Below are 13,182 nucleotides of genomic sequence, written 5' to 3' on the forward strand. Positions count from 1 at the left end.
CTGATCCTGCCAACGTCTTATTGTCATACCCAAACGCATGTTTATCTAACATATGTTCGATGAACATGCGTTCTTTTTTTGACTGCTCCAAAAACGCAATTTCCTATAAAGCAAAAAATAAGGAAGCTATATGCTTCCTCAGAAAATAGTATTTTTCAAGAAACACCGGAGCATTATCTGCCCCGGTGTTTCTCTTTTTTCTTTTGCTGCTTCAGTTCAAACTTACGCTTCGTTTCAGTCAGTTTTTTCTCCCGGCCTCTCACTTTGTATTCTTGTTTGACCTGTTCCTGCTGTAATTTTAAAGCCTGCTGTGATTTCGTCCCAATACCTGTATTTTGCAGTTGTTTCCCTGCATCACGCCGTATTCTTTTAGGGTTCTTTTTGCTCTCCCTGACAGCAGTTTCCACAGCCGGGCTGAATTGCAAACAATCATAGCGTCTCAGTATAAACTCATAAATTTCGTAGTCCTTTGGTTCAGATCCAAATGTAACTTTCATCGCAGATAATTTTCCATCCTCGATGCGCTCAAAAACACCTACCCAAAATGGATCTTCAAAATAAACTATTAGTTTGCCACTCACTTTGCCCATGACAATCCCTCCTTAGTAAATTGTAATGAGCAAAGAATGGACAACCCGGAGGGGCAGGTTACTTACCCTGCATATGCAGGACGGCCGGGCTACCTACCGGCTCTGGTATGTATTACTACATACGTTGCGTTTTTATCTTTGCTTTTTATATAATCATGCCATACTGGCAGGATTAACTAAATATGTAAATTTCTGCTTCTGAAATACTCCTGCATAAACGCTCTCAATTCTTTGTTCTTATCGACATCCGCCCCATCTTGTGGTATAAAATCATCAATATACATGCTTCTGTTGCTTGGTCCCGGACAGGGTTTGGCATAATGCCCTCTATCAGCCCAGGCCACATAATCCGCTCCATGTTCAATCAAATAATCGGCAATTTCAAATTTTCCAGCTTTAAGCGCAACCTGCAGCGGAGACTGCCCGTGATCTTTTTTCGGCAATGCTCCAGAAACGCAATTAACCAGCTCCGGCTTTCGTTCAATGATACGCTTTACTTCATCAAGCTTTCCTTGACGGATAACAATAAACAATTTTTTCATTTTCTGTTTTTATGCACTCCTCAAATTCAGTTTTATCTATTCAATCCTCTGTAAACCCTGTATTTTCAAGGCATATCGCCTATTAAATATTCAAACCTTATGTATTTTCCCTTGTTTTTGCCCTTATAAGCCGAAACAAGGGAAATTTTTTATGCTCCGCCGATTACCTTATCCAGCAGTCTTGCGGAAGTACGCTTTGCTTCCCTTGTAGCGTGAGCGTAAATGTTCATTGTGGTACTGACATCAGCGTGTCCGAGAAGTTCCTGCACATCTTTAGGTGCTGCACCGTTTGAAAGCAGATTGCTTGTATAGGTGTGTCTGAGCATATGGAAGTGGAAATCCTCCAATCCCTCCACCTTTTTTCTCGCTGTCCTGCACATAATCCCCACCGTACTCGGTGCTTCAAATGCCCCGTCAGGTCTAAGGCAGACAAAGGATAATTCCTTGTATCCCTCTGGGACTTCTTCCGACCTCGGCAGACTGTAAACCTCATAATAGGTGCGGTCTTTTTCTTTGACCTCCAAATAGTAATTAAGGCTGTACAGTTCCCCGTATCGGAAACGGTTTTTGTGTTGTTCTGTTTTCGCAGTTTTCAGGATTGCGGCAAGCGTATCGCAAAAGTCCACGGTGCGGATTTTTTTACGCTTTGTTGCCCCTATTTCTGTTTTGTGCCTTGCCCCGTTGTAACGCATACTGCGGCGTACTGTCAGATATTGTTCTTCAAGGTTGATGTCCTGCCAAGTCAGACCACAGACCTCTCCAATACGCAAGCCAGTATAATAGGCTATCTGTATAGGAAGAAGTGCAGGATTGTTTTTCTTTTTCAGAAAGTTCTCTAACCTCTGATACTGTTCGTAGCTGAGCGTTGGTGTGGAAGCAGTTTCTCCGTCCTCGTCCGAGAACAGCTCGTATTCTTCTTTCTTTCCTCGCCATACCACATACTGCATCGGGTTAAAGGTTATCAGCCTTTTCGGGAATACTGCAAAACGGAACGCCCCTTGCAAAACAGCCGAAAACAATCGGAGATACCCTTTGCTGAGTGCCTTTGCAGTTGTACCGTCAGGATTTGTACCGCCAAAGCTGAGAAAGTCTATATACGCCTGTAAATGGTCGGCGGTTACGGTTTTCAGCTTTCGTTTTCCTATCGGGTGCTGTTTGATACGGTTGACCGTTCCTTGATAGGACATTACCGTTCCATTGCTGAGATTGCCGGGTTTCAGTTCTTCCTCCACCCATAGATCGAGCAGCATACCAACTGTGATGTTTTCAGACTTCGCAACGAATTTCTTTTCCTCATAGTCAGCGATTGCTTTTCTGAGCAGGGCTTCTGTTTCAGACTTGCTTTCTGTTCCCACAAACTCTTTCTGTACTTTTCTGCCGCTTTCATCTTCGATGTAGAAGCGTGCGTACCACTTTTTACCTTTTTTTCTTACAGAACCTTTTGCCATAGATAAATTTCCCCTTTCTATCCGTGGCAATCGGGACCGTGACATATGGAGTGCGTAAAGTAATAGTGTCACTTATGCCGATGAATGTCAATCGGCATTTTCACTTGTCAAAGAGCCACGGAATTTTTCTTTTTCAGCAACCCTTTCCTCGGCTGCTGTCACTATCCCGAACAGGTCGCCCATCTTTACAGCGGTGCGTCCCTCATCGTAGATATGTAAAATTCCATCTAAAAACTGCTTCATATCCTCGATAGGAAGTTCCATTTCTTTACGGTAAACTCTTTCCATAATTGCCCTTGACTCAATCGCATAGCGGCGTAAGGACTGCTTTAAGCCTTCGTCCTCCGCTACACGGTCAACTTCAGCCGTTGCATCTGCAAAGTGATAAGCCATAACCGTATAGAGGTCAATCATCTTTCCGAGGAATGTCGTGAGCAGCTGTTGGTGCGGTTCTCCCTTTACCACAGAAGAAACCGTATCAAGATATTTTTTGATATGTTCCTCCATATCCCTTGCATATAAAGTGCGGCTGTCGTATTCCTTATCTTCGGAAAGTCCTGTCAGCCATTCGGGAGTGGTCAGGAGTGCTTCTGCCAGCCCGTTGATAATCATTGTACGCTTCGGGTCTACACCGTCCGCTTCATATCTTTGAATGGTAGATTTGTTTACTCCGACACGCTTGCCAAGTTCAGGCATTGTTAAGTTTAATTCTGTTCGGCGTTCTTTTACCCGCTCACCGACCTGTTTTGCGGTGAATATAATTTCTTTTTTCAAGGTTTTCACCTCCTATTGCTGATAGTATAACATAGAAAAACCTATTTTGCAACCATAAATTTAATAATAGACAAAAGTATTTCTTAATAAGTTGCAAAACGAGTTGACAAGAGATAGCGAAATAAGTATAATTACAGATACATAGTTGCAAAATGCGTATTTTGAAAGGAGGTTGATAAAATGAGCAACATCAAAATGGGTTTAACCATAGAAGAAGCAGCAGAATGTACGGGTATCGGAAGAAATACAATGCGTAAGTTGGTAGACTGGGGCAAACTTCCCGTCCTCAAGGTCGGCAGAAAAGCGATTATCCGCAGGGATACTTTAGAGCGATTTATGAGCGTCAATCAGGGAAGAAACCTGCTGAATGAAAACGATGTCCGCAAAGTAGAATAACTGTTCTCCAAGCCCTCGGCGTTTGAGAGCGAAATACACCCCTCGCACAAATCTTCGATTTGTACTCTGGGTATTTCGCCCTTGCAGGGGGCACTATATCACAGCTTCGGACAATGCACCGCCGCTATGATACAGAAGAAAACAGCACACTGTTTTCTTCGCTGTCCGTCTGCTTACGCCGCCGAAACAGCGGCAACCGATTTATCGGTTGCAAAAAGAGTATGCCCGTCACGGGAGGAAGGAGTATATGGCAAGACACTCATTTATACAGATGTCGAAGCTACCCAATGTCAAGGGAAGAATATCCTATATCACAAGCCACGCAAGGCAAGAAAATCTCTATGCCACCTACCGCACCGCCGACAATGAATTTTGGAGTAACCTTGCAAGGGAAAGCCAGCAGGAATTTAAGCGAAGCGGTACAGAGGGTAAATGTATTGAAGCAAGGGAATTAATTATCGCCCTGCCTGAAGTATATACAAGATACGAGCCGCAGGAAGTCCTTGAAGATTTTACGGAGGAGTTCCACAGGCGGTATGGTGTGGAGTGCGTGTCAGCCCTCCACCACAACAAACGCAAGACAAACTATCATATCCACCTTATCTTCAGCGAAAGAAAACTGCTTCCTGAGCCTGACATCAAGATAGCCACACGCAGCGTGTTCTATGATGAAACAGGCAAAAGGGTACGCACCAAGAAAGAAATCACAGGGGAGGACGGCCAGATACGAAAAGGCTGCACCGTCATAAAAAAGGGCGAGGTTTACGAAAGCCACCTCTTTACTGTGAAAGATGATAAATTCAAAAGTGAGCCTTTTCTTCGGGAGGTAAAGGAGATTTACACCGACCTTATCAATCGGCATATCTCCGATCCCGAACAGCAGTTAAAGGTATTTGATAAGAACAGCGTTTATCTTCCCACCAAGAAAATCGGCAAGAACAATCCCAAAACCGCCGAGATTGAAACGGATAATGCCGCAAGGCAGGAATGGAACAGGACAGCGGATATGGCACTCATATCGGGTATTTCCGAAGCAAAGATTTTAGAAGTCAAGCAGACCGAGATACACGAAAAAGCAAGCCAGTCTATCAAAAGCAAAGGCTGGCTGCCCAATCTGTTTCGTGGGATTGTGACAAAGGCAAAAGATTTTCTGCAAAACCTTATTCGGGAAAAAGATATGCCGCCCAAGCCTACGCTTGATATTGATATGGCAGAGTTCCGCCATATGAGAAACCTGATGATAAAAGTACAGGATAAGGCGGTAAAAATCAAACACTTGCAGGACAAAGTTCTGCCGCAGTTGAAACAGCAGCTTGCCGATACAAAGGGAATTTTCAAAGGCAAAGAGCGAAAAGCGTTGGAGGTAAAAATCAAAGAAACCGAAACGGAGATTGCCGACAGGCTGGATAAAATCCCCGATACACTCAAAGCGGACAGTTATCCTGATGTGCAAGTTTTTATGCGTACTTTCCGAGAAATGGAAAGCGTTGTGGAACAGTACAACCGTGAACTTGCCGAGTGGGAATACCAAGTCAGCAGGAAACCGACAGCCACCGCCAAAGAACAGCACAGACCGCCCGAAAAGCAGAGCGTGTTAAAACATCTGCGTGAGATACAGGAACGCAACAAGCAGAAACCACCGCAAAAACAGCGTAAGAAATCCATTGACAGAGATAGCCGATAGGCATTGAAAAACCGCCGTTATGGTGTTACCCATAGCGGCGGCATACATAATCATTTGCAGCTACAAAATTAACAGTTATATTTTTTTGATTTGTTTAACAAAATATAAATTCCAATCAATACCAAAATAGTGATTCCAAGTATCATATACATCGTTCCGATATTTACTTGACTTCCGAAAAAATAAAGATTGCAATCAAGGGAATCTTTTAGTTTTTCAATAACCTCTGTTGGAATACCTTGATTTTGCATTTCGGCAAGCGCCCCTTGCATTGTATGATTTCGGATAAGTGATGTACCATAAGTACCCGGCAAAAATGAGATTATTTTTTGCAGCCCTTCTCCAAATGAAGAAATAGGCATATATGCACCACAAATGAAACCATATCCCGCACTGATGATTGTGCCTACCGCTGAAATTTGTCCTTGTGTTGATAAGAAAAAATTAATAATCGAAGATAATGCTGTTCCAAACAAAACAAGGAGTAAAATATCAAGAAACAAAAAGAATATATCTGCGAGCGACATATACCAACCGACAATAGCCACATAAGTAAGACAGATACCCGTTGCAGCAAAGCAAATAATAAGTGTTGAAAGCAAGGTTGCAACATAATAACTCAGCGAAAGTGTAGCTGACTTCACAGGAGATATTCTTAAATCTCTTATCGTACCATTTGCTTTATCTTGCACCATTAAAAAATTAGAACAAAAAGCAACCGTTACACACGAAACAGCAAGAATAGATGAGATAAGTTGACCGCCTACCAGTCCCTCTATTATGCTTTCTGATAGTTTTAATGAATTAGGTAAATTAGATGTAAAACTATCCCGATACACATTCCCAAGAAAAGTCACATAAAGTACAAGCAATATAGCAGGCGTTATCAAAGAGGTAAAGAACATTCCCTTATCTTTGAAAAACAATTTGATATTTCTTTTGATAAGAATGAAAGCCATACTCATTTTTCTGCACCTCCCACCAATGTTTTGCCCGTAACAGCAAGAAAAACATCGTCCATTTTTCCTTTTGTTATTTCGTAATCATTAAACAACTGCGGATTACGAATAATCAATTCAGTTGCAGCCTTTGTATTCGGTACAGAAAGGCGATAACCGTTTCGGATTTGCTCATATTCTACATCAAGTTCTTTAATATCCTTTTCATCTACATCATAAATTGTGATGTAATCCCCAGTATAAATATTTTTTAATTCAAGCGGAGTACCCTCTGCGGATATTTTCCCATCATCAATGATTACAACATAATCAGCTTCCGCAGCTTCTTCCATATAGTGCGTAGTTAAAAATACAGTCATATTTTCATCTTTGCGAAAACTTGATATAACATTCCAAATAAGTCGGCGTGTCTGCGGATCAAGCCCTGTTGTCGGCTCATCAAGAATAAGGATTTTAGGCTTATGAAACAAAGCCCTTGCAATATCAATTCTTCGGCGTTGTCCTCCTGATAGTTTACCAACGGTGCGTTTCAATAAGTTTTCAAAATCTAATATTTTCGCCAGTTCCTCAAGTCGTTTCTTAAACTCCATTCCAGTAATGCCATATAAAGCGGCACGGCTTTCCAAATTATCATAAACAGAAAGGGCAGAATCCAGGACAGATGATTGAAAAACTACACCCAGTTCACGCTTAATATAGTCCATATCCTTATCTAAATCGTGTTTATCAATAAAAACGCTTCCACTGTCTTTCGACAGTTGTCCACACATAATATTGATTGTAGTTGATTTTCCTGCCCCATTGATACCAAGAAAGGCAAACAGCTCTCCTTTTTTCACACGAAAACTCAAATTCTGAACAGCGTTTACACTTCCAAAACTTTTATTAAGATTATTGATTTGAATAATATTGCTCATTCAATTTCCTCCTGTATAATCGGTTTTAATCTCGCATAGAGAGCAATCAATATAATCTTTTCCTGTTCTAATCGAACTCCAAATTAGTAGATGCAGTGCGATACCGTAAATTAAATTCATTATAGCATAGTGAATTACCAAAGTCATTATGAAAGAGAACACATCAAATCATAAATTGTGGCAGGCAAAGTTTTAATTTTTGACTGCCACAATTTTAATATTCTATATGTTAATGTTACATTTTTTTACTTATAGATAATAGCGGCATATACAATTTCTCGTGCTCGTGCCTGTATCTCATTCATTCGACCAACCCACAGCATCGAGTTTTCTGCTTTGAGTTGTTCGGTCACACCACCCTCCTTGCCAGCCATTTGCCCGGCCAATCGAAACATCATTTCCGTTGCCTGTTCGTCAATATCAGCAAGATAATGGTTCAATTTTCCGCTTGTGAGTAGCGTGGTGTAAACCGCCCGTTTATGTTCCTGTAAGTAGTGTTTGTGTCGCTGCCCCCATAAGCCGATAGGCTTGTGTTCTTTTTCGGTTGGTAAAATAAGGCAAGGAATATAATAATCCCCCTGCAATTCATACCAAAGACCATTGCTTTCATCATAAATATACTTGTCCATTAAAAAATCCTCCGTTATAATATATTCGCACATATGTCACAGTTCTCCGATTGCCACACTCTGTTATATCTTGTTATGAGATTTTCTTGCCCTTGATTTTGCCCTTACAAGTAGGCAGGGAAAGAGTAAACTTGTGTGAAATCATATAAAAGGATAAGGCGAACACATTGCGATAAATCCTTTATTTTCAAGGCTTTTGGAGGATTTTATTGATAACCTATGGAGAGCAATAATCACTCATAATTTTATGGTTTTCAAATTCCGATTTATCTATCTTCTCGCAAACCTGTATTTCCCTTTCCCGTGACCGGACACCGGCTCTATTATTTCTGCCCTCAGCAGTTTAGCAAGCAGCTTGGAGGCACTTGAATTCTGAAGTCCGAGCAGTTCACCAACTGCGGTCCGCCCAAAAATCATGTCAAAACCGAACTTATCATACATTCTATAAATATGAGAAATTGTCTTTTCCGAAAAATCTGTCGTTTTCACTGCAATCAGACCTTCAATGTCTACTTTACGGCTCTGAATGTCTACTTTCCCTTCTCCAATGTCTACTTTTTGCATCTTCCAAAGTCCACTTATATGCAAATATCGGTTATGAAGTTCATTTTTTTCATTCAGAAGCAGATTCCTTAAAAACAATTCCAGATACTCTGTCGTTTCATGAATCCCTTTCTGCAGGTTTGTGTAATTCGCACGGACTAATGCATTTCTGAAATACCAGGAATGCTCTGCAAAAATATCGTTGGTCACTGAGAATCCAAGTGTCTTCAAATATTTAATAAAAAATACCGCTGTTGTTCTCGTATTGCCCTCGCCAAAGATATGAATCTGCCATAATCTTGAGACAAATACCGCCAGATGATGGATAATCTCATTCATCGAAAGACCTTTATAACTGAACTCTCTCTCCTGAGAAAAATCATATCCCAGTGTAGCCCTTAACTCAGAGGCGCTTCCATATAAAACCGTTTCCCCGTCCAGAACCCACTCTTTCTTTGTGATATTATAATCTCTTATTTTTCCGGCATGCCCATAGATTCCCTGAAACAGCCTTCGATGAATAGAGATATATTCATTTGGCGTGAAAGAAAACGCTGTTTCTGATAGCAGCTCCGCAATTCGTGCTGATACTTTATCAGCCTCTTCTATACGGCCGTCATCTATATCCTCAGCTTTTTCTTCATAATAGCTGTCAATAAGATTTTGGGCCTCTTTCAAAGAAATCTTTCCTTCAATATTTTGAACAGCGGTATTGATCAGATATTGAGACGGACGTAATCCGTCTACCGCCTGCAATCCTATTGCGGTACTCCAGGCATACCCTCTGCTGATTTTATCCGGCTCGGCTTCTTTCAAATATTCTTTGAATGGATCTCTGTCCATTTCACCGTCACAACAAATAAGTTTACTCATGCGCGTTCTCCGATACAAGCTCTGCTTTACAACATTGTACAATGTTTCCATAAAAAGAAAAAAGCGCCAAATCCGCTATTTAACGAATTTAACGCTTTTTCAGAGCTGCCGCAGACCGGCAGTGCATTAAATTCGCCTTTTGCCTATTTTATCATGCATTCTGGCACTTTTCAACTTGCCCTTTTTCAAAAAAGGGGCAGAAAAGGGGCAACCCGAAGATGATACAATATTCTCCCTCCGGAGCACCGGCCCCGGAGGGATTTCTTTATGCCACCCGCATCTCCACTGCTTCTATTCTGAGAGCCTGGCCGACTGTCCCCAGCGTGGCCACACCGTCCGCTTTCGTCCACTGAGTCCATCCGGTTCCCTGGATATGTGCCCGCCACTCAAAGTCTCCTTTCAGGCAGAGGCATTCCAGACGCAGGCCGTCTCCCTCTGTTCCGATCACTGTATTCTGATCGATCTTTCCAAAGTCTTTCCATCCAATTCCCTGAATGTGAGCTTTGGCATACACATCACCGCAGTGCTGGCTCTTGATCCGGAGCGCTTCCATACGTTTATCCTGTCCGGTCGTTCCGGCAGTCATGCCGTCCGCCGCCCAGCTTGTGTCTCCGGTTCCCTGAACATGTGCAAGATAAGCAATATCGGCAACCTTGATCTCTACTGCTTCGATCTGCTTGCCTTTTCCTTTCTGTCCGGCCCACTGTCCGTTGACGCACCAATTTGACCATCCAATGTCTTTCTGGTGTACCCGGTACAGATAAACCGTATCGCCAGACATAATCTTTAATGCTTCCAGTCTCAGTTCCTGGCCGATGGTGCCGATGATCGTACCTTTTGTGATGTTACGATATACTTTATCTCCAATATCTTTAATGTGCACAGCCACATCCATATGCTTAACCGGAATAATTCGCAGTGCTTCTATTCGTCGGTTCTGGCCAGTGCTGCCGATCATCTTGCCATCGCACATCCAGTTACACCAACCGATATCTCTAAGATGCCCCTGATAAGATACTTCTCCATACTTGTCAGATCGATCCTGCATCACTCCAGAACTTCCCTTTACTTCTCCATCTGGATCAGAACTTGTCAGACGTTCTTTGAAGTCAGCCCATGCGGATTCGTCAACAAAATAAGCCGGGCAAGCTTTCCCTGTCACATCATAATGTCGAATAACACGATCGATTGGTATATTGTATTGTTTCATTTTTTCTTTTCCAAGTGCAATTGCATTCTCCATGGTTTTTGCAGAAATGTCATACTTCCCATTTTGAATCGTATCGCACATTTCAATGTTCAATGTGTTGTTATTTGTAGCTTTTCCATAGAACTTAGCTCCTTTTGTATTAGGATATTTATATCCTCCAACGCTGTATGCTACATAATCATCCGGGACTGACTGTGTAATACTGTCATCATCCACAAAGTAGTGTGCAGAGGCGTTTCGATTTGGCCCATCAAAGTATTTCCCATTTGCTTCGTCGGTATCTCCATCGTTTGCCGTATAGTGGTAAACGATATATTTGATATTGGATGTGCTGCGTTTGTTTCCATAATTGCTTCTATCGGCAATATTTGTTTTTCTGATCATGATTATTCACCTTCTTCTTTATGATCCTGGTTGACTACCTTGTCAGCCACTTCCAATCCTTTAATCAGTATTGTCGGCACGCTGTATCCGGCTTCCACAAAATTTTCCAGGATGGACCGGATCTCATTGATTAATAACGAAGCCAGCACAAACCATCCAAGCAAGGTGGTGATTCCAAGGTCAATACCAATCGTGTTACCAATTTCGATGAAAACAGCAGATGCTCCGAAAGCCACCATAATCATAAGCCAGTATCCAAGTTTTTTCAGAACGCCTTTCCATCCGGCGAGCGAATTTTCCTTACCAGCCATTCTGCTCTTCATCCATCCGGTGATCCAATCTGCCACATTGAGCAGAAGGAATGCCACAAAAAGAATCCAATGTTCACCTAAAACATAAGACAGAACTGCAACAATCGTCCCTACCACAACATTGTATCCATCGATAAACGGTTCTGCGTAATTCATTTTTTTCATATCCTCACTTTCCTTTCTGTTTTTTCATAAAAATAAGACCGTTCATCACGGTCTCGCTCTGATCTCCATATTCTGTACCTCTTTTTAAATATCTTCTGCTCCAGAAAATTCATCCAGAGTTTTTAACAACGTATATGCTCCCTGTATAGTAATATCATCGGAATATTCAAAATGATAATACTCTCCCTCGTTATAAGGCAGTGTCACATTATTTCCTTTTATTTCTCCTGCTTCATACATTTTTTCATATTCTCTTCCATCCTCACTCAAATAGGATCGAACCAGAAGAGTGGTCTGTTGATTTACTTCAACAGTCATCATTGCGATTCTGTGATACTCTAATTGAATCCCATTCGGTTTTGTAATCTTCTTTTTTAATGCCATATTTTCCTCCATTAAACTCCAATTACATAGCGAAGCACATATGTATCATTGTCGTATGTCACGCCGTTTGATGTTCCTGTTTGTGAATTGGCATCAGCCCCGGTAATATGATCGTCAAATATATACAATCCCTTTCCGCAAATCTTACCGAAATTGCTTTGCCCCATCCAGAAATCCCAAGGCATTCCACTTCCAACTTCCATGATTACGTACTTTGGTATAAAAAATGCGTGCCAGCTATTACGTGTCGTTCCGTTATCGTATTGATTGAACACCAAAACAATTCCTGTCTTTTGTGTAGATATTTTTTCGCTCAAATTCGCCGTATGACCCGCAGTCATAAAATACCCACCAGACCAGAGAAGAACATTCACATCAAATCTTCTGTGATTCAGATAAATATTGCCTTTGTTTTCTGTCGTACTTAGATAAATGTCTCCATCAGAAACAATTTCAAAATCTTTACAATTGATCTCAGCTCTACCGTTTGAATCAATTGATATCATATTGTCATTTACTGTAATACTAGATTGTTGATCATATGAAGAGCTACTTGCTCCGGAACGATATCCTATTTTTGTTTTATACTTTTCACATAAAACATAAGAGTTTACATATCTTCCATCTTCATTCGTTCCGTTTCTTCTTCCGTTATTTCTTATGTGCGTTTCCAAATCGCTTGATGAAAGAACAATGTTTTCGGATATCATTTCCAAAGCATTGTATTTTGTACCAGAATATTCGATCGAACGAATGTTTTTCGTGTATTTTAACTGCCCTTTTCCACCACACAATTTTATAATGGAATTTTCGCTATTCTTCCCTAGTTCTATTGTACTTGCCCCATAACTGGCAATCTGTGTTCCAGAAGAATTTAAGATATTAAACGCAGATGATGTTATTTGACTTCTAAATCCTTGCCATGATCCATTTTGCTTGTTTCCAATCAGCAATCCGCTTGTTGCATCGTAAGAAAGGAAATTGGTTGCTACTTTCTTGGCATTATTTTCTGCATTCTGGATCTCTACACGAAGATCTCTTGCAGACTGGCTTATCATGGTGCTGACTTTTGTAGTCGTGCTGTAGTTATTTTCCAGTTTGGTATTGACAGCTGACACTTCACTGCTTACACCGTCTGCCGCAGCTTTAATTGCAGCATTCATTTTTGTAGTCGTGCTGTAGTTATTTTTTAATGTAGTCTCGACCGAACTGACCTTTGCGCTGATTTCATTCGCCTTCTGAGTGATTGCTGAATTCATTTGTGTGGTCGTGCTATAGCTTTTCAGCAAATTTTTTGTGTTGGTATTCGCGGCATCTTCTGCCGCATCTGCGTAACCTTTTGCTGTGGTAAGCGCGGATGCCTTGGCTGAATC

General features: G+C 41.4%; 14 protein-coding genes. 2 read left to right on the top strand and 12 right to left on the bottom strand.

The genetic code is table 11. The features are described 5' to 3' along the window. Positions 1-173 precede the first annotated feature (173 nt). From B5G11_RS15795 to B5G11_RS15810, 4 genes are all read right to left on the bottom strand, one after another. On the bottom strand, positions 174-590 hold the full coding sequence (locus B5G11_RS15795) for a YjdF family protein (protein WP_087255557.1): 417 nt from the start codon (positions 588-590) through the stop codon (positions 174-176). Between the two features lie 176 nt (positions 591-766). Beyond that, positions 767-1,132: an ankyrin repeat domain-containing protein gene (locus B5G11_RS15800; RefSeq protein ID WP_087255560.1), complete on the bottom strand. Its 366-nt coding sequence runs from the start codon at positions 1,130-1,132 to the stop codon at positions 767-769. A 149-nt stretch (positions 1,133-1,281) separates the two neighbouring features. Next, positions 1,282-2,580, bottom strand: a complete 1,299-nt coding sequence (locus B5G11_RS15805) for a tyrosine-type recombinase/integrase (RefSeq protein ID WP_087255563.1) — start codon at positions 2,578-2,580, stop codon at positions 1,282-1,284. An 87-nt stretch (positions 2,581-2,667) separates the two neighbouring features. Then, entirely contained in the window at positions 2,668-3,354 is a 687-nt protein-coding gene (locus B5G11_RS15810) for a helix-turn-helix transcriptional regulator (protein ID WP_087255566.1), read from the bottom strand. Between the two features lie 180 nt (positions 3,355-3,534). Here B5G11_RS15810 and B5G11_RS15815 point away from each other — a divergent pair, with 180 nt between their 5' ends. After that, complete coding sequence (locus tag B5G11_RS15815; protein ID WP_004612412.1) at positions 3,535-3,750, top strand: helix-turn-helix domain-containing protein; 216 nt, start codon at positions 3,535-3,537, stop codon at positions 3,748-3,750. A 247-nt stretch (positions 3,751-3,997) separates the two neighbouring features. Then, the gene (locus B5G11_RS15820; RefSeq protein WP_087255569.1) at positions 3,998-5,434 is read left to right on the top strand and encodes a MobA/MobL family protein; all 1,437 of its coding nucleotides are present in this window, start codon (positions 3,998-4,000) and stop codon (positions 5,432-5,434) included. 68 nt (positions 5,435-5,502) lie between these two features. Here the strand turns inward: B5G11_RS15820 and B5G11_RS15825 are convergent, their stop codons facing one another. From B5G11_RS15825 to B5G11_RS16425, 8 genes are all read right to left on the bottom strand, one after another. After that, positions 5,503-6,399 carry an ABC transporter permease gene (locus B5G11_RS15825; protein WP_075530917.1) on the bottom strand — a complete coding sequence of 299 codons (897 nt, stop codon included), beginning with the start codon at positions 6,397-6,399 and terminating at the stop codon, positions 5,503-5,505. Next, on the bottom strand, positions 6,396-7,310 hold the full coding sequence (locus B5G11_RS15830) for an ABC transporter ATP-binding protein (RefSeq protein ID WP_087255572.1): 915 nt from the start codon (positions 7,308-7,310) through the stop codon (positions 6,396-6,398). The genes B5G11_RS15825 and B5G11_RS15830 overlap by 4 nt, the downstream gene beginning before the upstream one ends. Before the next feature lie 245 nt (positions 7,311-7,555). Further along, on the bottom strand, positions 7,556-7,939 hold the full coding sequence (locus B5G11_RS15835; protein ID WP_087255574.1) for a TnpV protein: 384 nt from the start codon (positions 7,937-7,939) through the stop codon (positions 7,556-7,558). Between the two features lie 270 nt (positions 7,940-8,209). Then, positions 8,210-9,355 (bottom strand): Fic family protein, encoded by a 1,146-nt coding sequence (locus B5G11_RS15840; protein ID WP_343215526.1) that lies wholly within the window; start codon positions 9,353-9,355, stop codon positions 8,210-8,212. 265 nt (positions 9,356-9,620) lie between these two features. Next, positions 9,621-10,949: an N-acetylmuramoyl-L-alanine amidase gene (locus tag B5G11_RS15845; RefSeq protein ID WP_087255577.1), complete on the bottom strand. Its 1,329-nt coding sequence runs from the start codon at positions 10,947-10,949 to the stop codon at positions 9,621-9,623. Between the two features lie 2 nt (positions 10,950-10,951). Further along, positions 10,952-11,416 carry a phage holin family protein gene (locus B5G11_RS15850; RefSeq protein ID WP_343215527.1) on the bottom strand — a complete coding sequence of 155 codons (465 nt, stop codon included), beginning with the start codon at positions 11,414-11,416 and terminating at the stop codon, positions 10,952-10,954. A gap of 93 nt (positions 11,417-11,509) precedes the next feature. Next, entirely contained in the window at positions 11,510-11,809 is a 300-nt protein-coding gene (locus tag B5G11_RS15855; RefSeq protein WP_144289714.1) for a hypothetical protein, read from the bottom strand. Positions 11,810-11,820: 11 nt separating this feature from the next. Continuing rightward, positions 11,821-13,182 (bottom strand): hypothetical protein (locus B5G11_RS16425; protein ID WP_158099313.1); only part of this gene is annotated, 1,362 nt, incomplete at its 5' end.

The sequence above is a fragment of the Drancourtella sp. An57 genome, assembly GCF_002161525.1.
Lineage (GTDB): Bacteria > Bacillota > Clostridia > Lachnospirales > Lachnospiraceae > Sellimonas > Sellimonas catena.